Here is a 24,202-nt window from a genome sequence, read left to right on the forward strand (position 1 = left end):
CGATGGCTTAGGAAAGAAGCCCCCCGGTTAGGATCATGTACATCTTTACCAAGATGCCTAGTGATCGCCCAGATCCGGGTATATACGGCTGGGAATGGACTGCAGGAGGCCCCCCATGCAGGTCAAGAAGGTGATCACCTACGTGGCTGTCGCGTTCGTGGTCTTCTACCTGTTCACCCGGCCGGCCCAAGCCGCCGACGCGGTGAATGGTGTGTTCGACGGAATACTTCAGGGAGCCAACCAGTTGGCTACATTCTTCTCCAGAGTTCTGACTTAGCCTACGGTTCTGTCTGCGTCAGGTGCTTCCAAGCGCTGCCGGATCGTGTTACGCAGGCAGGATGAGAGATCGCCCCAGCGGCACCAAGATCAATCAGCTCGATCCCCACGCGCGGCGCATCCTCGAGCGGGCCGAGCTCGAGGGCATCGAGCTGATCCGGTTCCTTTACGCCGACCACGGTGGCGTGATTCGTGGCAAGGCGGCATCCCGGTCACGGTTGGCCGAACGGCTCAACACGGGCATCGGGCACACGGTGGCCATGATGGCGATGAACATGCTCGACCAGCTCCAGGAAGTCGAGCACATGGGTCCGGTGGGCGAAGTACGCATCGTCCCCGACCCCGCCACCTTCGTCCCGTTGCCTCACGCTCCGGGCGCGGCCGCGATGCTGTCGGATCTGCGTCAAGCGGATGGCACGCCGTGGGGCGCGTGTGCTCGCACGTTCCTCAAGGACGCCATCGCCGAGCTCGGCACCGAGGGCTACACGATGATGGCCGCGTTCGAGCCCGAGTTCACCCTCGGGCGCCGCCTGCCCGACCCGGCGGGCGGCCCCGACCGGCTGGTGCCGCTCGACGACTCGCTGTGCTACGCCGGCATGGGCTTCGACACGGCGCACGACTACACGCTCAAGCTGATCCGCGCCCTGGAGACGCAGGGCCTGCGCGTCGAGCACTATCACCCGGAGCTCGGCCCGGGCCAGCAGGAGCTGTCCGTACGCCACGCGCCCGCCCTGCGCGCCGCCGACAACCACATCCTCTACCGCGAGACCGTGCGCGGCGTGGCCATGCGCATGCAGATGTGGGCCAGCCTCGCCCCCAAGCCGCTGGCCGACCAGGCCGGCAACGGCGCCCACCTGCACCTGTCACTGTGGAACGACACCCACAACGCCTTCGCCGAGGAAGGCGAGATACGCGACGGCTTCATCGGCGGCCTGCTCGCCCACCTGCCCGCCCTGACGGCACTGACCTGTGGCAGCGTCAACAGCTTCCGCCGCCTGGCGCCCCGCACGTGGGCGAGCGCCTACGCCGTGTACGGCCCCGACAACCGCGAGGCCGCCGTACGCGTCTGCTCCCCGCTCGGCGACACCGGCGAGCCGAACCTGGAGCTGAAGCCCTCCGACTCCTCGGCCAACCCCTACCTGTCGCTCGGCGCCGTCATCCACGCGGGCCTCGACGGCATCCGGCGCAAGCTCGACCCCGGCGCCGCCGTGGACGTCGACCCGGACACCCGGCCCGGCCAATACGCCCGCCTGCCCGCCTCGCTCGACGAGGCGCTGGACGCGCTGGAGGCCGACGAGGTGCTCATGGAGGCGCTCGGGCCGCTGCGGCGCAGCGCGTATCTCGCCGTCAAACGGTCAGAGGCGGCCGCGTTCGCCGCCAAGGACGTCTCCTACGAGCTGTTCCAGCACCTGCGGGTGTTCTGACCCCGCTGCTGGCGCTCGACGCTGACGTTCGATTCCGACGCTGACGTCCGACGGGAAGAGGATCCACCGGGGAGCGCCGCGCTGTCGCGGCGCTCCGGCGGACGGCTAGCGGACCGGGTGGCCCGCCATCCGCAGGGTGTCCTTGACCTCGCTGATCTTCAGCGTGCCGAAGTGGAACACGCTCGCCGCCAGCACGGCGTCGGCGCCCGCCGCGACCGCCGGAGGGAAGTCCTCCAGCCTGCCCGCGCCACCACTGGCGATCACCGGCACACGCACGGCGGACCTGACCGCCCGCAGCATCTCCAGGTCGTAGCCGTCGAGCGTCCCGTCGCCATCCATCGAGTTGAGCAGGATCTCGCCCACGCCCAGCTCCTCACCGCGAGCCGCCCACTCCACGGCGTCGATGCCGGTGCCACGCCGGCCGCCGTGGGTGGTCACCTCGAAGCCGCTCGGCGTGCCGGGGGCCCGGCGGGCGTCCACCGACAGCACGACGCACTGCGCGCCGAACCGCCTGGACGCCTCCGTGAGCAGCTCGGGCCGGGCGATGGCGGCCGTGTTGAGCGACACCTTGTCGGCGCCCGCCCGCAGCAGCCGGTTGACGTCGTCGACCGAGCGAACCCCACCGCCGACGGTGAGCGGGATGAACACCTGCTCGGCGGTCCTGCGCACCACGTCGAGCATGGTCTCGCGCTCGCCGGACGACGCCGTGATGTCCAGAAAGGTCAGCTCGTCGGCGCCCTCCTGGTCGTAGCGCCTGGCCAGCTCGACGGGGTCACCCGCGTCGCGCAGGTTCTCGAAGTTGACGCCCTTCACCACACGCCCGGCGTCCACGTCGAGACAGGGGATCACTCTTACCGCTACGGTCATGCTCGCAGTGCCTCTATTTCGATCTCGACCAGCATGCGCGGGTCGACGAGTCCGGCCACCCGCACCCCTGTGCAGGCGGGGCGTACCTTGTAGAAGACGTCGTGGATGGCCCGGCCGACCAGGTCGAAGTGGCGGTGCTCCACCACGTAATAGCGGACCATGATGACATCCTCCTTGGTCAGGCCGCCCATCAGGACGGCCTCCAGAGCGATGTCGATGGCGGTCAGGCTCTGCTTGTAGGCGTCGCCGACGTGGCGTACCTCTCCGTCGACCGTGGCCGTGCAGCCGGACACGATCACGCGCTCACCCGCGACGACCGCGCGGGCGTAGCCGTACTTCTCCTCCCAGATGCCGCCCGAAAACACTCGGTAACCGGTGCTTTCCATACCGATGCTGCTGACGCTCATCTCGCCCCCTCCCGGCAAGAGCTACACGCGTACCGCGGCCAGCGCGTTTTCCAGTGTGAACGCGTGAGCGTACAGGGCCCTGCCCACGATGGCGCCCTCCACTCCGACCGGTACGAGAGAAGCGAGTGCGACCAGGTCATCGAGGCTGGAAACCCCGCCGCTGGCCACCACGGGCCGGTCGGTACGGGCGCAGATGCGCCGGTAGAGGTCGAGGTTCGGGCCCTGGAGCATGCCGTCCTTGGTCACGTCGGTGACCACGTAGCGGGGGCAGCCGTCGGACTCGAGCCGGTCGAGGACCTCCCACAGGTCGCCCGCGTCCTCGGTCCAGCCGCGGGCGGCCAGCGTGGTGCCGCGCACGTCGAGCCCGACCGCGATCTTGTCACCGTGCTCGGCGATGATCTTGCGGCACCACTCGGGGTTCTCCAGGGCGGCGGTGCCGATGTTGACCCGGCGGCAGCCGGTGGCCAGCGCGGCCGACAGGGAGTCGTCGTCGCGGATGCCGCCGGACAGCTCCACGTTCACGTCGAGCCGGCCGATCACGTCGGCGATCAGGGAGCGGTTGCCGCCCCGGCCGAACGCGGCGTCGAGGTCGACCAGATGGATCCACTCGGCGCCCGCCTCCTGCCAGGCCAGCGCGGCGGCCAGGGGCTCGCCGTAGCCGGTCTCGGTCCCGGCCTCGCCCTGCACCAGGCGTACGGCCTGGCCGTCGGCGACGTCCACGGCGGGCAGCAATACGAGCGACATTCAGATCCTCCGGTCGAAAGCCAGTGTCACGACAACGGGTGCGAGCAGCAAGGACAGGATCAGCACGCCGAAGCTGAGCGGGAACGAGCCCCACACCAGCCAGACGAGCGCCTGCACCAGCAGGAAGCCGAGCGCCACCACCACGTTCTGGACGCGGTGGCGGCGGGCGAGCAGGCCGCCCTGCCGGTAGAACCGCACGGGACGCGGGAGCGCACGGGTGAGGAGGGCACGGCGGCGCGACCGGCGCGCCTGCCGCTTCTCGTTGGCGCGGATCGCCCGCGCCCGCTCGGCCTCCCGCTCCGCCCTGCGCCGGGCGCGCTCCTTGCTCATGACGCCCCGCCCCTACTCATAACGCCCTACTCATGACGCCCCGCACATCCAGCGCCCTGCACATCTTGCGCACAGCGCCCTGCTCATAGCGTGTGGAGCCAGTTCCGCAGTAGCGCGGCACCGGCGTCGCCGGACTTCTCGGGGTGGAACTGGGTGGCCATGAGCGGGCCGTTCTCCACCGCGGCCACGAACGGCACGCCGTGCTCGGCCCAGGTGACGACCGGCTCCGCGAAGCCGTCGCCGGTGCGCAGCTCCCACTCGCGCACCCCGTAGGAGTGCACGAAGTAGAAGCGGGTGGCCGCGTCGAGCCCCTCGAAGAGCACGCTGCCCTCGGGCGCCTTGACCGTGTTCCAGCCCATGTGGGGCAGCACCGGCGCGTCAAGCCGCTCGACCGTGCCCGGCCACTCGCCGCAGCCCTCGGTCTCGACGCCGTGCTCGACGCCCCGGGCGAACAGGATCTGCATGCCGACGCAGATCCCCAGCACCGGACGGCCGCCCGACAGGCGCCGGCCGATGATCTGCTCGCCGCGGACGCCCTTGAGCCCCTGCATACACGCCTCGAACGCGCCCACACCCGGCACCACGAGCCCGTCGCACTCCAGCGCCGCCTCGAAGTCGGGCGTCACCGTCACCTCGGCACCGGCGCGGGCCAGCGCCCGCTCGGCCGAGCGCAGGTTGCCCGACCCGTAGTCGAGCACCACGATGTTCTTCTGGCTCACCACCACAACACCCCCGCCGTGATCGCCATCGCCGCGCCGAGCCCGCAGATGGCCGCACCGATCTTCAATCCCTGCTTGGCCAGGGAGAACACGCCACCGATCAGGAACAACCCGATGAACACCATCACGACGGCGAGGAGGTTGTCGGTCATAGGACGCCCTTGGTGCTGGGCACCCCCGTGGCGCGGGGGTCGAGCTCCGACGCCTCGCGCAGCGCCCTGGCCAGCGCCTTGAACTGGGACTCCACGATGTGGTGGGCGTTGCGCCCGTACGGCACGTGGACGTGCAGGCAGATCGCGGCCTGCGCGACGAACGACTCCAGGATGTGCCGGGTCATCGTCGTGTCGTATTCCGGGCCGATCATCGGCGCCATGCCCTCGGGCTCGGTGTGCACGAGGTAGGGGCGGCCGGACAGGTCGACGGTGACCTGGGCGAGCGACTCGTCCAGCGGGCACGACGCACTGCCGAACCGCCTGATGCCCGACTTGTCGCCCAGCGCCTCACGGAAGGCCGCCCCCAGCGCGAGCGCGGTGTCCTCGATCGTGTGGTGCGAGTCGATGTGCAGGTCGCCCTCGGTCTTGACCGTCAGGTCGAACAGCCCGTGCTTGCCGAGCTGGGCCAGCATGTGGTCGTAGAAGCCGACCCCGGTGGCCACCTCCACCCGGCCGGTGCCGTCGAGACCGACCTCCACCAGGACCGAGGTCTCCTTCGTGACACGCTCGACGCGGCCTACGCGACTCACAGGACTCCTTCCAGGGCGGCACGGAAGGCCGCCATCTCCTCGCCGGTGCCGATCGACACACGCAGCCATTCTGGCGGGCCCACCTCGCGGATGAGCACCCCGCGCTCCAGCATCCCCTCCCACGCCTTGCGCCGGTCCGGGAATCGCCCGAACAGCACGAAATTGGCGTCGGAGTCGGCCACGGACAGGCCCTTGGAGCGCAGCCACGCGACCGTGCCGTCCCGCTCGCGCCGCAGCGCGTCGACCGTGCCCAGCAACTCGGCGCGGTGCCGCAGCGCCACACGCGCCGCGGTCTGGGTGAGCGTCGACAGGTGGTACGGCAGCCGCACCAGCAGCAGCGCCTCCACCACGGCCGGGTGCGCGGCCAGGTAGCCCAGCCGGGTGCCGGCCATGGCGAACGCCTTCGACATCGTCCGGGTGACGATGAGCCTCGGGTGCGCGGGCAGCAGGGTCAGCGCCGAGGCCGTGCCCTCACGGGCGAACTCGGCGTAGGCCTCGTCCACGACCACCATGCCGGGCGCCGAGGCCAGCACCGCCTCGATCGTCTCCAGCGGCTGCGCGGTGCCGGTGGGGTTGTTCGGCGAGGTGAGGAAGACGATGTCAGGGCGGTGCTCCTCGATCGCCGCGGTCGCCTTGCCGGGGTCGATGGAGAAGTCGTCTTCCCGGGTCGCCCTGACCCACTCGGTGTTGGTGCCGCTGGTGATGATCGGGTGCATGGAGTAGGACGGCTCGAACCCCATGGCGGTGCGGCCGTGGCCGCCGAACGCCTGCAGGATCTGCTGGAGCACCTCGTTGGAGCCGTTGGCGGCCCACACCTGCTCGGTCGCCAGGCCGTGGCCGAGGTAGGCGGCCAGGTCGGCGCGCAGGGCCACGGCGTCCCTGTCGGGGTAGCGGTTGAGCTCGCCCGCCTGCTCCCCGATCGCCCTGGCCAGGTCTGCCACCAGCTCGGGCGAGGGCGGGTAGGGGTTCTCGTTGGTGTTGAGCCGGACCGGGACGTCGATCTGGGGCGCGCCGTACGGCGACTTACCCCTCAGGTCGTCGCGGATGGGCAGGTCGTCGAGGCTCACGTCGGCCCGATTCGCGTCGTCCAGGTTCACATCGTCCCGATCCGTGCCGTCCAGATCCGTGCCGTCCAGATTCGCGTCGTCCAGATTCGCGTCGTCCAGGTTCACTCGGTCTCCGTGGGCACTCGCCAGTCGAAACGGGCCCGGATCGCGGCGCCGTGTGCGGGCAGGTCTTCGGCGTCGGCCAGGACCGACACATGGGCCGCCGCGCCCGCGAGCGCCTCGCGGGTGTAGTCGACGACGTGGATGCCGCGCAGGAACGACTGCACCGACAAGCCGCTGGAGTGGCAGGCGCAGCCGCCTGTGGGCAGCACGTGGTTGGAGCCGGCGAGGTAGTCGCCGAGCGAGACCGGCGCGTAGGTGCCCACGAAAACGGCCCCGGCGTTGCGGACCCGCGCGGCCACGGCCGCCGCGTCGGCGGTGTGGATCTCCAGGTGCTCGGCGGCGTAGGCGTCGACGACCTTGAGGCCGTCGTCGATAGAGCTCACCAGCACGATGCCCGACTGCCTGCCGCTCAGCGCCTCGCCGATGCGCTCGGAGTGCCTGGTCGCCGACACCTGGCCCGGCAGCTCCTTCTCCACGGCGTCGGCCAGCTCGGCGCTGGTGGTGACCAGCACGGCGGCGGCGATCGTGTCGTGCTCGGCCTGGCTGATCAGGTCGGCGGCGACGTGGACCGGGTCGGCCGTCTCGTCGGCCAGGATGGCGATCTCGGTCGGGCCCGCCTCGGAGTCGATGCCGATGCGGCCCTTGAGCAGCCGTTTGGCCGCCGCCACCCAGATGCTGCCGGGACCGGTCACCATCGTGGCCGCCGGGCACTCTTCGGTGCCGTAGGCGAACATGGCCACCGCCTGCGCCCCGCCCACCGAGTAGACCTCGTCGACGCCGAGCAGCGCGCACGCGGCCAGGATCGTGGGGTGCGGCAGACCGCCGAAATCCTTCTGCGCCGGGCTGGCCACGGCCAGCGAGCCGACGCCGGCCTCCTGGGCCGGGACGACGTTCATCACCACGCTGGACGGATAGACCGCCCGGCCGCCCGGCACGTAGAGGCCGACGCGATCGACCGGCACCCACCGCTCGGTCACGGTGCCGCCGGGCACGACCTGCGTGGTCACGTCGCCGCGCCGCTGGTCGCGGTGGACCAGCCGGGCCCGCCTGATCGACTCCTCCAGCGCGGCCCTGACCTTGGGGTCGAGCTCGGCCAGCGCCCTGTCGAGGGCCTCGGCGGGGACGCGGGCGGAGGCGATCTCCACGCCGTCGAACTTGGCGGTCAGCTCCCGTACGGCGACCGCCCCGCGATGGCGCACGTCGTCGCAGATGGGCCGCACCTTCTCCAGGGCGGCCTCGACGTCGAGCTCGGCGCGGGGCAGCACGTCGCGCAGGTTCTCGGGCAGAGAACCGCGCATGTCAATACGGGAAATCACCCTGACAGTCTACGGAGTCCACAAGCTGAATCGGGTTCTGTCCACCATCCGGACAGCCGTCGAGAGCGCGGCCTGTGCTCCCCATCCGGACCCGTCGCGCCCAGGAAAGCCCGACGGCCGCGGGGCGGGCGCTCGCCGACGCAGCGCCCCGCGACCGTCGACACCCCGGACCGGGCCTGCCGGGGCGGCGTCGTGGCCGTCACGGGGGCACGGCCACGACTGAGGAAAGCTCGCCAGCGTTTTTCTCTGCCCTGGGCTGGCGCCCGCTAACGCGTACGCCAAGAAAAACCTTGAGCAATCCCAAAGTGACGTTAAGTAGTTTTTACCTCTGGTGCGTGTCGCGCGGAAGAGGTCGGCGACGAACAGTATTACGTGTCCATTATGTCCGGGTACATACACTGGCTGGCATGGGACATTGGCGCGGGCCCGACGGCATCCTGGTCGAGGCGATCATCTTGGATGATCGTCCGCTCCTGCGCGTCTCCCATCGGGTCAACGGCAGGACCTATCTGCGCGGCTACTGCGCCACCGTCTCCGAACTGGGCCAACACGGTGTAGACCTGGGCGAACTCGTAGAAGACACGCCTCTTGACCATCTGTAGACCCCGGACCGCCACTGTCGATCAGCCGGACGGGGTACGGCATGCACCATGGTGCGGCTGCCGGCCTACGCGCCGATGCTCGCCCAGCTCGGCACCCTGACCTCCGTCCAGGGCCCCGACTGGGCTGTGGAGATGAAATGGGACGGCGTGCGCGCGCTCGCCTACATTGAGGACGGCGCCGTCCGGCTGATGTCGCGCAACGGCAAGGACATCACCATCGCCTACCCCGAACTGCAGCTCATGGCCGGCGCCACCGGCGGGCGCGCGGCGGTGATCGACGGCGAGGTGGTGGCCTTCGACGAGGCCGGGCGGCCCAGCTTCGAGGCGCTCCAGCCCCGGATGCACCAGCGCAGTCCGGCGGCGGTGGCCGAACTGGTCAAGGCGGTGCCGGTGACGTTCATGGCGTTCGACCTTCTCCACCTCGGCGACGCCGGCGTGGTCGCGCGGCCGTACACCGAGCGCAGGCAACTGCTGGAGGGCACGCTCACGCCCGGATACCGGTGGCAGGTGCCGGTGTGGTTCGCCGACCACGCCACGCGGGCGCTCGAATCCTCCCAGAAGCTCGGGCTCGAAGGGGTCGTGTGCAAGCGGATGAGCTCGCCGTACCGGCCGGGCAGGCGCAGCTCCGAGTGGACGAAGGTGAAGAACGTCAGCGCGGTCGAGGTCGTGATCGGCGGATGGAAGCCCGGGGGCGGGCGGCGTTCGGGGATGATCGGGTCCCTGCTGATCGGCGCGTACGATCCGCACGGGCGGCTGCGGTACGTCGGCCACGTCGGCACCGGCTTCACCCAGGCCATGTTGCGCGACCTCCAGGAACTCCTGGAGCCCCTGGAACGGCCCGACCCGCCCTTCGACGAGGCGGTGCCGCGTGAGCACGCCCGCGACGCGCACTGGGCGGAGCCCCGCGTGGTCGGGGAGGTCCAGTACGCCGAGGTCACCGGCGACGGGCGGCTGCGGCATCCGTCCTGGCGGGGGCTGCGGCCCGATCGCGACCCGAGCGAGGCCGGCACGACCGAGATTCCGCCGTCCGGGCACACCGGCAACGCGGTGGCGGGCTGATCGCGACACGCGACGCCAAACTACACTTGGTCCTCTTATGGCGACTTAGAGTGATCGCGAGGTCATCGAGCCGCTCGGGGGAAACTGTGCAGAAGACTCTGGTCACCACGCTGACCACGCTGGCCGGGGTCACGCTCGCCCTGCCGGCCACCGCCGACCAGGCACCCGCGACCCCGGCGACCGCCGCGGCCCCCGCGACATCCACGACATCCACGACATCCGCGGTTCGAGCGACCTCTGCGGTTCCTTCGTCCCCCGCCTCCGCCGCGAGGCCCGCGACCTCCACGCAACCTGCGGCCTCCACCGCCGCTGCGGCCTCCACCGCGCCCAGGACCTCCGCCGTCGCCACGGCGGCCGGGCGGCCGGCGGCCGCCGCCCCGGCCCTTTCCTGGGGCGCCGCGGCGTCGCCCGTGATGCGGCCCGCGCGGGCCGTCCGATACTGGACCGCCGGCAAGCAGGCCAAGGCCAAGGCCGCGGACCTGCCGGAGAGCGGGCCACGCACGGGCGCGATCCCCAAGGCCGGGACCGGGGCCTCCGCGCCACGCACCGTGCCCTCGGCCAAACGGCTCACCCCCGGCGGTGACGCCAACGGGTACGCCCGCGTCCCCCGCCCGTACACCGGCGCACCCCACAGCCGCATCAGCGGCCGCCTGTTCTTCGTCAACGCCGCCGGGGACGGCGACTCCTGCAGCGCCTCCGTCATCCGCTCGGCGTCCAAGCTGCTCGTCGTCACCGCTGCCCACTGCGTGTACGGCGTCCCCGACGGCGCCTCCACCGGCCAGTGGCACACCAGCTTCGCCTTCGTCCCCGCCTATGACGGCCGGGCCGCCGACGTGGCGCAGCGCGAGCCGTACGGGCGGTGGGGCGGGCGGCGGGCGTGGAAGCCCGACAAGTACACCGGGCTGATCGGTGGCGACTGGAACTCCATCTACGACATCGCCCTCATCGAGGTGGGCGGGCGCAAGCGCAGCCTCCAGGACTCCGTCGGCGCCTTCACCCCGATGCTCAACCAGGGCGGCAGGCACACCATCGCCACCACCGGCTACCCGGGCCTGCTCGGCAGGGAGCCGTACGACGGCAGGGACCAGCTCTGGTGCGTCGGCCACACCCGGGAGAGCCGGGGGATCCCCGACGGCGACACCATGCTCGCCGCCGGCGCCGCGGCGCCGGCGGTCAGGACGGGGCGGATGGAGACGTACAACTGCCACCTGTTCAAGGGGCACAGCGGCGGGCCGTGGATCCTCAAAGGCACCGGCGACCTGGTCGGTGTGCTGTCGGCGGGCAAGGAGGACGGCGAGGCCGACGGCAACTCCGTCGCCAACGCGCTCAACCTCGAAGGCTACGGGGCGATCGTGCAGCAGGCGGACCCGAACGGCGTCTACGACGCGCTGTCGGTCAAGCTGGCCGCGCAACCGGTCCGGCGCGGCGGCACCACGACCGTCACGGCCACCGTCACCATGCGCGGCCTGATGGCCGCCGCCCAGGTGCCCTTCTCCCTCGACCTGCCGACCGGCACCAGCCTGCGGGCGACCAGCGGCGCCTCCTGCGAGCGCGCGAACAGGAAGGTCGGCTGCACGATCGCCGCCGTCCACCCCGGCAGGCCCGTCCGGATCACGGCCCGGGTGGGCGTGGCCAAGGACGCGCGACGCTCGCTGCCGTTCGTCGCCCACGTCACCTCCACCCGCCTGGACCCGGCCCAGCGCGACAACACCGCCGTCCTGCGCCTGCCGGTCCGGCGCTAGCGGCACGGCTCACCGGGTTGCTCACCTGACGCCGCATGTGGAACTGCTCGTCGAACGGTCCGGGATACGACGATGAGTTCGGGGCGTCCATCTGGTCTGTCTGCGCAGCGGGTGCTGTCGCACCGGCACGACGAGCGAAGGAGCTCCAGATGTTCGACATCGAACCGCAGAAGGCCACCGGCAAGGTTCTCCTTCACTTCAGCATGTCGCTGGACGGGTTCGTGGCGGGCCCGAACCACACCATGGACTGGCTGACCGGAGTCACCGGCCGCGACGGCGTGGAAGAGGAGTACATGGAGACCACCGGCGCGATCCTGGGCGGGCGGAACGGCTGGGACCGCGACCCGGGCGCCCGGCCCTACAGCGAGGACTGGAACGGCCCGATCTTCGTCCTCACCCACCACCCCGAAGACGCCACGCCCGCCGACGGCGTCACGTTCCTGAACTGCGACGTGGCCGAGGCGGTACGCATCGGCCTGGAGGCCGCCGGCGGCAAGAACCTCGAGGTCCTCTCCCCGACGATCGGCCGCCAACTGCTCGAACGCGGCCTGATCGACGAGATCGATCTGCACATCGCACCCATCCTGCTCGGTGACGGCATCCGGCTCTTCGACAACCCCGGCGGCCGGCCGATCCGGCTGCGACACGCCCACGGCGCACAACCCTTCGCCGAGGTCGACGTGCGCTTCCACCCCGTTGCGGAAGCGTAGGAACCGCGGCGTCCCCGGCCGGAGCGCAGGGCCTCCAGGAAGCAGGGCCTCTTCGGAGCCGGCCGGGACGGGGGCCGCCGCAGGGGCGGCGTCCCGGCCCGTGGTCAGGCGGGGGCCGGGACGGGTTCCTTCAGGGTGCGCGCCAGGAACCACGCCAGGATCGGGAACGCGATCAGGCAGGCCAGCGCCGTCCTGAGCGAGGCTGCCTCCGCGACCGCGCCCACCAGCGGGCTGGCCAGGCCGCCCACGCTCACCGCCAGCCCCAGGGTGACCCCGCTGGCCGTGCCCACCCTGGTCGGCAGGAAGTCCTGGCCGAGCGTGACGTGCAGGGAGAAGGGGGCGTACAGGGCGATCGAGGAGGCGGCGACGAACACGTACGCGAGCGGACTCGGCGCCAGCACCACGCCCGCGACCGCGGGGATCGCCAGCGCGTACGACAGGCGCATCGTCCGCACCCGGCCCCATCGCGCCGCCAGCCGGCCGCCCAGCACCGTGCCCACCGCCCCACCCGCGAACAGCACGAACAACACCACCGCGCCCGCCGCCCCACCCCCCATGTACAGGGCCACGAAAGCGCTCAGCCCGACGTACACCACGGAACGGAACACGATCACCAGCGTCAGCCTGGTGAACGACGGCCAGTCGTCCCGGCCCGGCGACGGCGCGGCGGCGCCCGCCGCCCGCTCTCCCCCGGCCAGCGCCCTGATCGCCGGCAGCGTCACCACCGCCCCCAGCACCGCCGGCACCACGAGGAGCGGCGAGGCCCCCAGCCCCCAGATCGACAGCAGCGGCGTCACCAGCACCGGCGCCGAGGCGAACCCCAGCGTCCCGCCCAGCGAGAACCAGCTCATCCGCACGTGACTGCCCTCACTCGCGATCCTGGCCAGCCGGGCGGACTCCGGATGGTAGGCGGCCACACCCAGCCCTGACAACGCCACGGCCAGCCAGGTCAGCACATAGGAGTCCGTCACACCGCCGAACGCCACCCCCGCCCCGGACAAGATCATGCTCAACGGGATCAGCCACGGCATCCGCCACTTGTCGGTCAGCACCCCGAAGAGCGGCTGCACGATCGACGACAGCAGCGTGGCGGCCAGCACGATGCCCGAGACGGCGACGTACCCGTAGCCGCGCCCGGCCACCAGGAACGGCACGAGGGCGGGGACCGCGCCCTGGTAGAAGTCCACGGTGGCGTGACCGGCGGCGAGCATGGGGATCCTGTTCACCCCTCGATCCTCGCCCCGGGGACGGCTGGCCCGCTTCCGATAAAATGCCAACTCATGACGGGAATCCGCCACCTGCCCGAAGCGCCGACCGGCCGGCGCCCGCTGGCGTCCGGCGCCGGCATCGACGCTCACCGCCACGACACCCACCAGATCGTGTACGCCTGCCGCGGCGTCGTGTCCGTCACCACCGACGCGGGCACCTGGGTGGCCCCCGCCAACCGGGCGCTCTGGATCCCGGCGCGAACCGTGCACGAGCACCGTGCCCACGGCGACACCGACCTGCGGCTGGTCGGCCTGACCGACAACCCGCTCGGCCTGCGCCGCCCGGCCGTCCTCGCCGTCGCCCCCCTGCTCCGCGAACTGGTCATCGCCTACACCGAGCCGGGCGCGAGCCGGGGCGACGAGCGGGCCCGGCTGCTCGCCGTCCTGCTCGACCAGCTCCGGCACGCCCCCGAGCAGCCGCTGCACCTGCCCACCGCCCGCGACCCCCGGCTCGCCGCCGTCTGCGCCATCCTGCACGGCGACCCGGCCGACGGCAGCACCCTCGCGCGTCTGGCCGCCCGGGTGGGCACCAGCGACCGCACCCTGGCCCGCCTGTGCCGGAGCGAGCTCGGCATGAGCTTTCCTCAGTGGCGTACGCAGCTCCGGCTGCATCATGCCCTGCTCCTGCTGGCCGACGGCATCCCTGTGACCACGGTGGCGCACCGCTGCGGGTGGGCCTCGGCGAGTGCGTTCATCGACGTGTTCAGGCGGGCGTTCGGGTACACCCCCGGCCGGGCCTTTACATTGTAGATTCGCTACAATCGGGTCCCGTGAGCAAATCGAAGGGCAAGGGCGGCACCCCGGCCACCATGGCGCTGACCAAGGCGAAGGCCGAGTTCACGCTCCACCCGTACGAGCATGACGCCTCGGCGCAGGCGTACGGCGAGGAGGCCGCGGACGCGCTCGGCGTGCCGTACGAGCGGATCTTCAAGACGCTGGTGGCGGAGGTCGAGAGCGGGCTCGCGGTGGCGGTGGTGCCGGTGGCGGGCAAGCTCGACCTCAAGGCCCTGGCCAGTGCGCTCAGCAGCAAGCGGGCGGCGATGGCCGACGCCGCGAAGGTGGAGCGGGTGACGGGGTACGTGGTCGGCGGCATCAGCCCGCTGGGCCAGCGCAAGCAGTTGCCGACCGTGGTCGACTCCTCGGCCCTCGACTTCGAGACGATCTACTTCTCGGCCGGGAAGCGCGGGCTGCAGATCGAGACCGCTCCCGACAACCTCATCACGATCACCAGGGCCGTCACCGCGCCCATCGGCAAGGCCGGATAACCTCCCGGGCGCTCCTACGCTTCGTGCTTCGGCACAGGTCCTCTCCGGAAAGCCGGTCCGACCTGGGAGCGAGCGGCCCGCGACGGGCAGCGCCGCCCCGGTCATCACCGGTGAGGCGGCCCGCCCTGCGCGTCGCCGGGTTCCGCGCCGCGCCCGCGCGGGCCAACGGGTCGTTCGCCGTCCCCGGCAGGCCCTTCCGCGACCCGCCTGCCGCGGTTGTCACCCGTCTCCGCGTCAGGCCCGCCGCGCACCCCGGCCACCTGGCCGTCGCGAGGCTCGCTCACCCGGCCGTCCCGCGCCCCGGCCAGGCGACCGCCGTCGTACCCGCCCACGTGCGCTTCGCGCGGCGCGACCGCCTGACTCTCGCGGGGCGCGACCGCCTGCCCTTCGCGGGGCGCGACCGCCTGCCCTTCGTGCGGCGCGGTGACGGGGCCGGCGGTCGGCTCGCTCGTACGGCCGTCGCGCGGCCCTGACACGACGCGGCCCTGGGGCACCTCGAGCGACGGCGTGGCCGGGTCCTGCCCCAGCAGCCAGCCGAACAGCCGCCGATGCCGCCGGCCGAACGGGTGGTCGCCGCGCTTCTTCTTCCGCTCCTCCTCCGCGAGCGCCTCCTCCAGCCCCGGCGTGTGCCCGCCGCCGAACCGCGCCATGTCGGGCCCCGGGAAGCCGCGCGGCTCCGTACGCCGCAGCGCCGGCCGCATCGAGTCCACCCAGATCGGCCCCGGCAGCGACGCCCCCTGCACCGACCCGTAGTACCGCTCCCCGATCCGCACCCCCTGCAGCGGGAACCGGTAGGAGCCCCGGATGTCCCCCACGCTCACCGCCGCCGCCAGCGCGGGCGTGTACCCGGCGAACCAGGCCGAGGTGTAGCCGTTGTTGGTGCCCGTCTTGCCCGCCGCGGGCCGGTCGATGCTCTGCCCGCGCATGGTGCCCTTGTCGAAGACGCCGCTCAGCACGTGGTTGACCGCGTCCGCGACCGGCCGTTCGATGACCTGCTCGCACGCGGGCGGCACGTGCGTACGCCGTCCGTCCCTGCCCGTGATCTCCACGATGGCCAGCGGCCGGCAGTACAGCCCCCTGGCCGCGAATGTCGCGAACGACGCCGCCACCGTCACCGGGTCCATCTCGTTGACCCCGAGCGTGAACGTCGGCACCTCCCGCAGCGGCCCGCCGTCGGCCCTGGTGACGCCGAGCGCCTTGGCCGTGCGGACCACGTTGCAGAGCCCGACCTTGCGCTCCAGCATCATGTAGAAGATGTTCACCGACTTCCAGGTGCCGGTCTCGATGCTGTGCGGCCCGCCGGAGCCCTCGCCGCTGGCGTTGAGCACGCGCGTGCCGGGGTCGTTGACCGAGCGTCCCCTGCAGTCGCGGTAACCCTGCTCCGGCACCAGCTCGCCCGGCGTCTTGAAGCCGTCGCCGAAGCGCCAGCCCTGCTGCAGCGCGGTGGCCAGGGTGAACACCTTGAACGTCGACCCGGCCTGGAAACCCTGCCCGCCGCCGTGCGCCACGTCGGCGGGCAGGTTGAAGGTGGTCTTGGCGCCGTTCTTGCGGTTGCCGGGGTTGCGGCCGAACCGTTTGCTGGCCGCCATCGCCTTGATCCGCCCGGTCCGGGGCTCCACCATGGCCTCGGCCGCGACCTCGGTGTCCTCGGGCGCGACGTACCGCTGGATGGCCCGGTCGGCGGCGCGCTGCGCGAGCGGGTCGAGGCTCGTCCTGATCACCAGGCCGCCCCTGGCCATCCTGGCCCGGCGCTCGCCGGCGGTGTTGCCGAAGACGGGGTTCGACAGGAGCTCCTGCTGCACGTACAGGCAGTAGAAGGGGAACTCGCTCTGCGCGCACCCGCCGGGCTCGGGCCGCAGCCTGATGCCCAGCGGCGCGGCCTTGGCGCTCGCCGCCTCCTGCTGGGAGATCAGCTTGAGCCCGGCCATGCGGTCGAGCACGAGGTCGCGCCGCTCCCGCAGCCGCGCCTGGTGCTCGCGGCCGAGCGAGGGATCGGTCGAGTACGGCATCCGCACCGCCCCCGCCAGCGTGGCCGCCTGCGTCAGCGTCAGCCGGGAGGCCGAGGTGGAGAAGAACCGCCTGGCGGCCGCCTCCACTCCGTGCGCGCCGGCGCCGAAGTAGGCGATGTTCAGATACCGCTCGAGGATCTGGTCCTTGCGGTACTTCTTCTCCAGCGCCAGCGCGTACCGCAGCTCGGTGATCTTCCTGGCCAGGTTGGGGGCGCGGGCCCGGTCGCGCTCGGCCTCGCTGCGGGCGCTCTCCACCAGGATGTTCTTGACGAGCTGCTGGGTCAGGGACGAACCGCCCTGCCGGATGCCGCCCGCCTGGGTGTTGGTGAGCAGGGCCCGGAGCGTCCCCCTGACGTCGAGGCCGCCGTGCTCGTAGAAGCGGGCGTCCTCGATCGCCACGATGGCCCTGCGCATCACCTGCGCCACGGCGGAGAGCGGGACGGCCGTCCTGTTGGCCTCGTAGAACTGGGCGAACTGCCGGCCGTCCTTGTCCAGCAACCGGGTCACCTGCGCGAGTGGCTCCTCGCGCGGGGCGGGCGGCAGGTCGACGAAGGTGTTCGCGACGTTCATCGCGGCGAGGCCGCCCCCGCTCACGGCGGGCGCCACCAGTGCGGCCGCCAGCACCCCGCCGAGCGCCCCCGCCAGCCCGAGCTGTCCGGCGGATCTGAGTACGGTCACGTCAGATGATCTGCGGCGTCCAGATCAGTGGCAAACGCCCGCTTCCAACCTCTTTACCGTTGCCTGCGGATGTTCAGACCGAGTGAGGCGAACTGCTCGAAAGGTCGGTGGTAGCCGCGTTCGATGTGATGTACCCCGCGCAGTGTGGAGGGTCCGTCGGCCACCGCCGCCGCCAGCACCGCCGAGAAACCGGCGCGGATGTCGGGCAGCGTCACGTCGGCGCCCTTGAGCCGGGACACGCCGCGCACGACGGCCGAGTGCCGGGCGTTGGTGTCGTGGTAGCGGCAGGCGGGGCCGCCCAGGCACTGGTCGAACACCTCGATCTCGCAGCCCATCTTCTGCAGCGCGGGCACGTACACCAGGCGGTTCTCGAAGACCGTCTCGTGCAGCACCGACATGCCCTGGCTCTGCGTGAACAGCACCATCAGCGGCGTCTGCCAGTCCGTCATGAACCCGGGGTGCGTGTCGGTCTGCACGGCCGCCGAGCGCAGGCCCTCGGGGGGCGCGGTGGCGCACAGGTACTCGTCGTTGATGGCGAACTGGGCGCCCATCCTGGCCAGCGTGGTGATGGCGGTCACCAGGCGGTCCTGCGGGCAGCCGTGGACGCGTACCTCGCCCTGGGTGATCAGCCCGGCCGCCAGGTACGAGAACGCCTCGATGCGGTCGCCCATCAGCCAGGTGGAGGCGCCGCGCAGGCGTTCGACGCCCTCGATGACGATCCTGCGGTCGGGCGAGAGCTCGATCCTGGCCCCCATCCGCTGCAGGAACAGCGCCAGCTCCACCACCTCAGGCTCCATGGCCGCGTTCTTCAGCACGGTCTTGCCCTCGGCCAGCACCGCCGACATCAGCACCGTCTCCGTGGCGCCCACGCTCGGGTACGGCAGCTCGATCCGCGTCCCGTTGAGCCGCTTGGCCTTGGCGAAGATGCCGGTGTCACCCACCTCCACCTCGGCGCCCATCGCGCGCAGGGCCTCCACGTGGAAGTTCACCGGCCGCCGCCCGATCGGGTCGCCGCCGACCAGCGGCACGAACGCCTCCCCCGCCAGGTGCAGCAACGGGCCGAGCATGAGGATGGGGATGCGGTTCAGGCCGGTGAACGCGGCGGGCACCCGCGGCTCGATCTCCGGCCCCTGCTCGATCCTGATCTCCTTCTGGGAGATCTCGACATTGATGCCAAGGGCCCGCAACATGGCGGCGGTGATCTCCACCTCACCCACGTCGGGGGCGTTGTGGATGCTGCTCTCGCCGGTGCCGAGCATGGCCGCGACCATGTGCTTGGACACGCCGTTCTTCGAACCGCGCACTTCGACGTCACCCCGGAGCGGGCCGGAGGGTTCTATAAGCCAGACCTCTTCTGCAATCACGAAGTGAGCCTAACCGGGGGATACCATCGAGCTGATTCGGACACACATGTGAGGGGGAGTGGCGTGACGAGGGAAGTGCGCGCTTTTGCGGTAACTGTCCTCGCATTGGCCGCTCTCGGGATGGCCGCCGGATTGGTGTGGTCGGGGCTCACTCCAAGGGCTCCGTACCAGGTCACCGAGCAGGGAACGGTCCTGGCCGACCCGGCCACGCAGGCGCTGATCGCGGCCGACGGCTGGTTCGCGGTGATCACGGGCGGGCTGGGGCTGCTGTGCGGCGGGGTCGCCTGGTTCTCGGGGCGGCGCTGGATGCTGCCGGTGCTGCTCGGGTTGTGCGCGGGTGGGGCGGTGGCGTCGTTCCTGACACTGTGGACGGGGTCCACGTTCACGCTGGGCGCGGTCACGGTCGAGGCGGCGTCCATACCCGGGGCCAAGATCGTCCCGGGCGCCCTCAAACTGACCGCCTCGGGCGTGCTGGTGTCCTGGCCGCTGCTGGCGGTGGGGTTCTTCGGGCTGCTGGAGGGCATGCACGGCTACCGGGAGTCGCCGCTGCGCCAGCCGTACGGCGGGGTCGAACCCTAACCGGACCACCCCCATCAACAACCCGACCCATCGAACACCAGAACCCACAACCCCGCCCCTGGCCAGGCGCCCATCAGAACGACAGCCACACAACAACCCCGGCCCATCAGTTGCCGGAGCGGCCACCTGCGCGCTGTAGCTGTGCCCCTGGCCCGACGGATGTCAGAACGACGACCCGCACACACAGAAACCCCGGCACCGGCAGATGCCGGAAGGGCAGTCAGCGCGCGCCGTGGCCCCGACCGCGGCCGGGCGGAGGTCAGAGGGGTGGTCTGCGGGAGCCGTAGCCCGTGGCCTGCTCGAACGCGCGTCCCACCCGCAGCACCCTGGCGTCCTCGAACGGCCGGCCGACGATCTGCACCCCCACCGGCAGCCCGTCCGCCGTGAACCCGGCCGGCACCGAGGCGGCGGGAGAGTGCAGGACGCTGATCCAGTAGGCCGAACGCATCCACGCGAGATAATCGGGCAGCCGCACCCCGTTGATCTCGCTGACATGAGGATGCTCGACCGGGAACGGCGGCACCTGGCTGACCGGCGCGATCAACACGTCGTAGGTGTCGAAGAAGGCCGCCATCCGCCGGTAGAGCCGGCTGCGCGCCCCCTCCGCCCGGGCCAGGTCGGCGCCCGTGACCTGCCGCCCCCGCTCGACGTTCCAGGCGGTGTTGGGCCCGACCCCGGTCTTGTCGCCGTGGGCGATCAGGTAATACCAGGCCCGGTACGTACGGAACGCGTCCTCGGCGTCGTCCCCCAGCTCCAGCTCCACCTCCTCGACGTGGGCCCCCAGCCCTTCGAGCACGGCCGGGGCCGTGGCGGTGACCTCCGCCGTCCGCGGATCCACCGGCAACCCGCCCAGATCGGGGCTCCACGCCACCCGCAGCCCCGCCACCCCCTGCTCGGGCTCGGGCGCGAACACCTCCTTGATCGAGTACGGCGAGCGCCGATCGAACCCCGCGATGGCCCCGAGCATCAGTGTGACGTCCTCGACCGTCCTGGCCATGGGACCCGGGACGGACAGGGTGTACCAGGCGGCGGCCTCGGACAGTCCGGGCACGCGGCCGGGCGTGGGCCGCAGCCCGACCACGTTGCAGAAGGAGGCCGGGTTGCGCAGCGACCCGCCCATGTCGGAGCCGTCCGCCAGCGGCACCATCCCGGTGGCCAGCGCGACGGCCGCTCCCCCGCTGCTGCCTCCGGCGGACTTGGACAGGTCGTAAGGATTCCGGGTGGCGCCGAAGACCTCGTTGACGGTGTGGGACCCGGTGCCGAACTCCGGCGTGTTGGTCTTCCCCACCGTGATCGCCCCGGCCGCCCGCAACCGCTCGACGATCACATCGTCCACGTCGGGCACGTTGTCGGCGAAGAGCGGCGACCCGTAGGTGGTACGGATGCCGGCGGTGTCCACCAGGTCCTTGTGCGCCACGGGCACGCCGTGCAGCGGCCCGGCGGGCGCTGCGGCATCGGCCGCCTTGGCCGCCTCGAGCGCCCGCTCGGCGACCAGGGTGACGATGGCGTTGACGTGCGGGTTGACCTGCTCGATGCGGTCGAGGTGGGCCTGAAGGACCTCCACGGCGCTCACCTGCCGGGTGCGGATGAGGCGGGCCAGCTCGGTGGCGGTCAGGTAGTGCAGTTCGCTCACCCTGCGATCCTGCCGCACGTCGAAGGCGGGGGCGACGGCGAGGTTTGCCAGCCGAGTCCTCCCAGGCGAGCAAGCCATGTCCAATCAGACCATTCCACCCAACCCCAACAAGCAGCCAACACCACCCGACCACCGGCCGTCCGAGCGGCCGGGGGGCCGCGAGGTCGGGGGCCGGGGGGTCGGGGGCCGGGGGTCGGGGGCCGAGAAGCCGGAGGGCCGAGAAGCCGGAGGGCCGAGAAGCCGGGCAGTAGGGCGGCGGTCGAGCGGCGGGCGGCAAGCGGGCGGTCAGGTGGGTGAGCGGCAAACGGAGAGCGGCGAGCAGCGGGCGGCAGTCGACAGGCGGTAGACGGGCGATCGGCGAGCGATCGGATGGGCGGGCAGATGAGCGGGCGGCGGGTGGGCGGGCAGACGGGCGGTCGGGAGGTCGAGCGGGTTGAGGCGGGGGATGGGGGTGGGGGATGGGGGTGTACACGGGCGGGCCCATGGGGGCGTCAGCCGCTTTCGTTCAGGACGCCTGTGCCCGGCTGCTCCGGGGTGGCCTCTCCCCCGGCTCTCCGGCCGCGCAGAAGCAGTAGCCCGCTGATGGCGAACGTGCAGGTCATGAGGATGAGCTGCACGCCGTACTGGATGTCCTGGGTCGGCAGGAGGTAGTTGCCCGCGTGCAGCCCCGTGTGTACGCCGACCGCCATCCACACCGTCCCCGTACGAGCCCGCGCCGCGGCGCACGCGAACCCGAGCCCGATCGCCTGAAGGACGTAGAGCAGCCGTTCGGCCAGAGTGTCCGCCGGGCTCTGCGAGACGATGTGCAGCGCGCCGAACCCCACCGAGACCACGACGATCACGGCCCTCGGCGACAACCGGCCCGACAGCGTGTCGAACAGGTGCCCGCGCCACAGCAGCTCCTCCGGGAACGCCTGGCCGAGCAGGGCGAAGACGATCGCCAGCGGCAGGTACGGCAGTTGGGCGGCCACCGCGCCCCAAGGCGCCAGGGCGGCCACGCCCAACGCCACCGACAGCGCACTGGCGGCCAGCACCGGCACCGCGCCCGCCACCAGGCCCAGCAGCAGGTGCGGCACGGCCCGCCAGGACCGTTCGAGCCCCACGCCCCGCCAGGTCTGGCGGCCGAGGAAGCGGCGGATGAGGTAGACCAGCCCCAGCGAGGCGAGCGTGATCCCGATCATGCCGAGCGGCCGGTAGAGGACGTTGCCGGGGTCCAGCAGCAGGGACACGGGGGCGGTGCCGATGATCACCTGGGCGAACATGGCGGCGACGGTGATCAGCACCGCCCAGACGGGATGCGTGGCCTTCATGGGACGCCACGGTAGGTAACCGGCCGGTTCCAGCGCATCGGACCACGGATGGAATCCATCATGACCATGGTCATGGGTACCGAGGGAGGATTCCTTCGAGGGCCCGGCGAACTAGGGTCGAAGCATGCTGCCCCGTCCGGACTGGCTGCGTGACCCCGATCGGCCGACGCTGTTCAGCGTCGTGTTCTGGGTGGTGCTCGTCGCGACCGCAGCCGGATACGCGTCCAGGCCGGGCACGATCGGCTACACGATCGCGTTCTGCCTCAACCTGGTGCTCGTGGCCGGGTTATGGCTGGTGCTCCCGTGGCGGCGCACCGACGGATGGCGGCGGCCCATCGCGGTGGTGTTCCTGGTGGCGACGTTCGCGCTGGGGTTGACGGGCTCGGAGGAGGTCCACCAGCTCCTGACGCTCATCGCCGTCGCGAACGTGGCATTCGTCTACGCCATGCGCGCCGCCGCGCTCATCATCGGCTGCCTGGGCATCGCCATCTTCATCTCGATCGTGGTGGTCTACGGGCGCGGCGTGCAGAACGCGGTGGCGCAGACCGTGCCGCTCATCGTGTTCGCCTCGTTCGTGCTGGGCATGACGTCGGCCGTGCTGGAGGCGCGGCGCAGGCGTGCGGAGGCGCAGCGGCTGCTGGCCCGCATCAGGGAGCTCACGGTCGCCGAGGAGCGGGCGCGGATGGGCGCGGAGATGCACGACTCGATCGGCCACCACCTGACGGTGATCAAGATGAGCCTGGAGAACGCCGAGCGCTTCCGCTCCCGCCGCCCCGAGGCCGCCTGGGACGAGGTGCGCCAGGCGAAGGAGACGACCGTGGAGGCCCTGGCCGACGCCCGCCGCTGGGTCCGGGCCCTGCGCCCGCTCGCCCTGGAGGGGCATGTCAGCAGCGCGGCCCTCGAACGCCTCGCGGCCTCGTTCGACGGCACGGGGCTCACGGTCTCCTTCGAGGTGGTGGGCGGCGAGCTGCCGCTGGAGCCGGATGTGGAGCTGGTGCTCTACCGGGTGCTGCAGGAGGGGCTGACCAACGCGGTCCGCCACGCCGGCGCCCGCCATGTGAGCGGCCGGCTCGTCTTCGAGAGCGAATACGTCGTGCTGGAGGTCTCCGACGACGGCGCGGGCCGCGACCGTGACGCCCGCGGCGGCTTCGGCCTGCGCTCCCTCGCCGAACGAGCCCGCGCCGTGGGCGGCACCCTGATCAGCGGCGACCGCCCGGGCGGCGGTTTCGAAGTACGCGCGAAGCTCCCGGTGCGGGCAGGAGCGACATCATGACCGTCCCCGCCCATCACCCAGGAGTGACGCCATGACCGCGATCAGAGTCCTGCTGGTCGACGATCAGGGGCTGATCCGGCAGGGGCTGCGCAAGATGCTGGAGATCGAGGACGGCATCGAGGTGGCCGGCGAGGCGACCGACGGGGAGGACGCCCTGCGGGTGATCCCGCGGTGCCGCCCCGACGTGGCCCTCGTCGACGCGCGGATGCCGCGGATGGACGGCGTCGAGCTCATCGCCCAGCTCTCGGCCAGGCATCCTGAGGTGACCGCGATCGTGCTCAGCACGTTCGACGAGGACGACTACATCTTCGGCGCCCTGCGCGCCGGAGCCGTCGGCTACCTTCTCAAGGACTGCACCCCGGAGGAGCTGGTCGACGCCATCCGCCGGGCCGGCCGCGGCGAGACCGTGCTGGCCCCGCCGGTGGCCGCCCGCCTGGTCGCCGAGATCCGCCGCACCCCCGCCACCCCGAGCGCCCTGCCCCGGCAGGGGCGGCTGTCGGCCAGGGAGTCCGAGGTGGCCCGCCTGATCGCCGCCGGAGCCACGAACAGGGAGATCGCCACCCAGTTGCTCATCACCGAGGGCACGGTGAAGAACCACGTCTCCAGCCTGCTGCGCAAGTTCGGCGTACGCGACCGCACCCGGCTGGCCCTCCACCTCAACGAAGACCCGGACACCGGCAAGGGCGGCACCGGCTGAGCACGGAAGCGGAGCGGCC

At 71.7% G+C, this 24,202-nt stretch carries 25 protein-coding genes; 11 read left to right on the top strand and 14 right to left on the bottom strand.

Translation table 11 applies throughout. The annotated features are described in order from the left end of the window. Window positions 1–115: 115 nt before the first annotated feature. Together AB0I15_RS57900 and AB0I15_RS57905 are read left to right on the top strand one after the other, a co-directional pair. Entirely contained in the window at window positions 116–277 is a 162-nt protein-coding gene (locus tag AB0I15_RS57900; RefSeq protein WP_170223530.1) for a hypothetical protein, read from the top strand. A 61-nt stretch (window positions 278–338) separates the two neighbouring features. Beyond that, window positions 339–1,700: a glutamine synthetase family protein gene (locus AB0I15_RS57905; protein ID WP_358117272.1), complete on the top strand. Its 1,362-nt coding sequence runs from the start codon at window positions 339–341 to the stop codon at window positions 1,698–1,700. A gap of 105 nt (window positions 1,701–1,805) precedes the next feature. Here AB0I15_RS57905 and hisF read toward each other — a convergent pair whose 3' ends face one another. The 9 genes from hisF to hisD form a co-directional block, all read right to left on the bottom strand. Continuing rightward, on the bottom strand, window positions 1,806–2,567 hold the full coding sequence (gene hisF, locus AB0I15_RS57910) for an imidazole glycerol phosphate synthase subunit HisF (protein WP_358117274.1): 762 nt from the start codon (window positions 2,565–2,567) through the stop codon (window positions 1,806–1,808). Next, window positions 2,564–2,974 (bottom strand): Rid family hydrolase, encoded by a 411-nt coding sequence (locus AB0I15_RS57915; protein WP_358117277.1) that lies wholly within the window; start codon window positions 2,972–2,974, stop codon window positions 2,564–2,566. The genes hisF and AB0I15_RS57915 overlap by 4 nt, the downstream gene beginning before the upstream one ends. A gap of 21 nt (window positions 2,975–2,995) precedes the next feature. Then, the gene (gene priA, locus AB0I15_RS57920; RefSeq protein ID WP_358117279.1) at window positions 2,996–3,718 is read right to left on the bottom strand and encodes a bifunctional 1-(5-phosphoribosyl)-5-((5-phosphoribosylamino)methylideneamino)imidazole-4-carboxamide isomerase/phosphoribosylanthranilate isomerase PriA; all 723 of its coding nucleotides are present in this window, start codon (window positions 3,716–3,718) and stop codon (window positions 2,996–2,998) included. Continuing rightward, window positions 3,719–4,048, bottom strand: coding sequence for a hypothetical protein (locus AB0I15_RS57925; protein WP_358117281.1), 330 nt, complete (start codon window positions 4,046–4,048; stop codon window positions 3,719–3,721). An 83-nt stretch (window positions 4,049–4,131) separates the two neighbouring features. Then, window positions 4,132–4,770, bottom strand: coding sequence for an imidazole glycerol phosphate synthase subunit HisH (gene hisH / locus AB0I15_RS57930; protein WP_358117283.1), 639 nt, complete (start codon window positions 4,768–4,770; stop codon window positions 4,132–4,134). Continuing rightward, a complete protein-coding gene (locus AB0I15_RS57935) occupies window positions 4,764–4,919 on the bottom strand; it encodes a hypothetical protein (RefSeq protein WP_358117285.1) in 156 nt (51 codons plus the stop codon). The genes hisH and AB0I15_RS57935 overlap by 7 nt, the downstream gene beginning before the upstream one ends. Beyond that, a complete protein-coding gene (gene hisB, locus AB0I15_RS57940) occupies window positions 4,916–5,509 on the bottom strand; it encodes an imidazoleglycerol-phosphate dehydratase HisB (protein WP_358117288.1) in 594 nt (197 codons plus the stop codon). The genes AB0I15_RS57935 and hisB overlap by 4 nt, the downstream gene beginning before the upstream one ends. After that, complete coding sequence (locus tag AB0I15_RS57945; RefSeq protein ID WP_358117291.1) at window positions 5,506–6,681, bottom strand: histidinol-phosphate transaminase; 1,176 nt, start codon at window positions 6,679–6,681, stop codon at window positions 5,506–5,508. Before AB0I15_RS57945 ends, hisB begins: the two co-directional genes overlap by 4 nt. Beyond that, the gene (gene hisD / locus AB0I15_RS57950) at window positions 6,678–7,994 is read right to left on the bottom strand and encodes a histidinol dehydrogenase (protein WP_358117294.1); all 1,317 of its coding nucleotides are present in this window, start codon (window positions 7,992–7,994) and stop codon (window positions 6,678–6,680) included. Before hisD ends, AB0I15_RS57945 begins: the two co-directional genes overlap by 4 nt. A gap of 407 nt (window positions 7,995–8,401) precedes the next feature. Here hisD and AB0I15_RS57955 point away from each other — a divergent pair, with 407 nt between their 5' ends. The 4 genes from AB0I15_RS57955 (at window position 8,402) to AB0I15_RS57970 (ending at window position 12,107) form a co-directional block, all read left to right on the top strand. Then, window positions 8,402–8,596, top strand: a complete 195-nt coding sequence (locus tag AB0I15_RS57955) for a hypothetical protein (protein ID WP_358117296.1) — start codon at window positions 8,402–8,404, stop codon at window positions 8,594–8,596. A 48-nt stretch (window positions 8,597–8,644) separates the two neighbouring features. Further along, entirely contained in the window at window positions 8,645–9,655 is a 1,011-nt protein-coding gene (ligD, locus tag AB0I15_RS57960) for a non-homologous end-joining DNA ligase (RefSeq protein ID WP_358117299.1), read from the top strand. Window positions 9,656–9,741: 86 nt separating this feature from the next. After that, complete coding sequence (locus AB0I15_RS57965; protein WP_358117302.1) at window positions 9,742–11,397, top strand: trypsin-like peptidase domain-containing protein; 1,656 nt, start codon at window positions 9,742–9,744, stop codon at window positions 11,395–11,397. A gap of 149 nt (window positions 11,398–11,546) precedes the next feature. Next, window positions 11,547–12,107 (top strand): dihydrofolate reductase family protein, encoded by a 561-nt coding sequence (locus tag AB0I15_RS57970; RefSeq protein WP_358117305.1) that lies wholly within the window; start codon window positions 11,547–11,549, stop codon window positions 12,105–12,107. Between the two features lie 104 nt (window positions 12,108–12,211). On the opposite strand, the gene AB0I15_RS57975 is transcribed toward AB0I15_RS57970, so the two are convergent. Further along, the gene (locus AB0I15_RS57975) at window positions 12,212–13,333 is read right to left on the bottom strand and encodes an MFS transporter (RefSeq protein WP_358117308.1); all 1,122 of its coding nucleotides are present in this window, start codon (window positions 13,331–13,333) and stop codon (window positions 12,212–12,214) included. 54 nt (window positions 13,334–13,387) lie between these two features. On the opposite strand from AB0I15_RS57975, the gene AB0I15_RS57980 reads away from it, so the two are divergent. Together AB0I15_RS57980 and ybaK are read left to right on the top strand one after the other, a co-directional pair. After that, a complete protein-coding gene (locus AB0I15_RS57980) occupies window positions 13,388–14,125 on the top strand; it encodes a helix-turn-helix transcriptional regulator (protein ID WP_358117311.1) in 738 nt (245 codons plus the stop codon). 59 nt (window positions 14,126–14,184) lie between these two features. Next, window positions 14,185–14,640, top strand: coding sequence for a Cys-tRNA(Pro) deacylase (ybaK, locus tag AB0I15_RS57985; RefSeq protein ID WP_358117400.1), 456 nt, complete (start codon window positions 14,185–14,187; stop codon window positions 14,638–14,640). Window positions 14,641–14,744: 104 nt separating this feature from the next. Here the strand turns inward: ybaK and AB0I15_RS57990 are convergent, their stop codons facing one another. Continuing rightward, entirely contained in the window at window positions 14,745–17,327 is a 2,583-nt protein-coding gene (locus AB0I15_RS57990) for a transglycosylase domain-containing protein (RefSeq protein WP_358117314.1), read from the bottom strand. Between the two features lie 53 nt (window positions 17,328–17,380). After that, a complete protein-coding gene (gene murA, locus AB0I15_RS57995) occupies window positions 17,381–18,691 on the bottom strand; it encodes a UDP-N-acetylglucosamine 1-carboxyvinyltransferase (RefSeq protein ID WP_358117317.1) in 1,311 nt (436 codons plus the stop codon). A 120-nt stretch (window positions 18,692–18,811) separates the two neighbouring features. Between murA and AB0I15_RS58000 the strand changes: the two genes are divergently transcribed. Then, window positions 18,812–19,270, top strand: coding sequence for a hypothetical protein (locus tag AB0I15_RS58000; RefSeq protein ID WP_358117320.1), 459 nt, complete (start codon window positions 18,812–18,814; stop codon window positions 19,268–19,270). Between the two features lie 259 nt (window positions 19,271–19,529). Here AB0I15_RS58000 and AB0I15_RS58005 read toward each other — a convergent pair whose 3' ends face one another. Together AB0I15_RS58005 and AB0I15_RS58010 are read right to left on the bottom strand one after the other, a co-directional pair. Continuing rightward, a complete protein-coding gene (locus AB0I15_RS58005; RefSeq protein WP_358117322.1) occupies window positions 19,530–20,903 on the bottom strand; it encodes an amidase in 1,374 nt (457 codons plus the stop codon). Window positions 20,904–21,394: 491 nt separating this feature from the next. Beyond that, a complete protein-coding gene (locus tag AB0I15_RS58010) occupies window positions 21,395–22,213 on the bottom strand; it encodes a type II CAAX endopeptidase family protein (protein WP_358117325.1) in 819 nt (272 codons plus the stop codon). A gap of 124 nt (window positions 22,214–22,337) precedes the next feature. On the opposite strand from AB0I15_RS58010, the gene AB0I15_RS58015 reads away from it, so the two are divergent. Both AB0I15_RS58015 and AB0I15_RS58020 read left to right on the top strand, forming a co-directional pair. Further along, a complete protein-coding gene (locus AB0I15_RS58015) occupies window positions 22,338–23,486 on the top strand; it encodes a sensor histidine kinase (protein ID WP_358117327.1) in 1,149 nt (382 codons plus the stop codon). Between the two features lie 31 nt (window positions 23,487–23,517). Then, the gene (locus AB0I15_RS58020; RefSeq protein WP_358117330.1) at window positions 23,518–24,183 is read left to right on the top strand and encodes a response regulator transcription factor; all 666 of its coding nucleotides are present in this window, start codon (window positions 23,518–23,520) and stop codon (window positions 24,181–24,183) included. Window positions 24,184–24,202 lie beyond the last annotated feature (19 nt).

Origin of the sequence: Nonomuraea sp. NPDC050643, from assembly GCF_040654715.1 — a bacterium.
Classification (GTDB): Bacteria; Actinomycetota; Actinomycetes; order Streptosporangiales; family Streptosporangiaceae; genus Nonomuraea.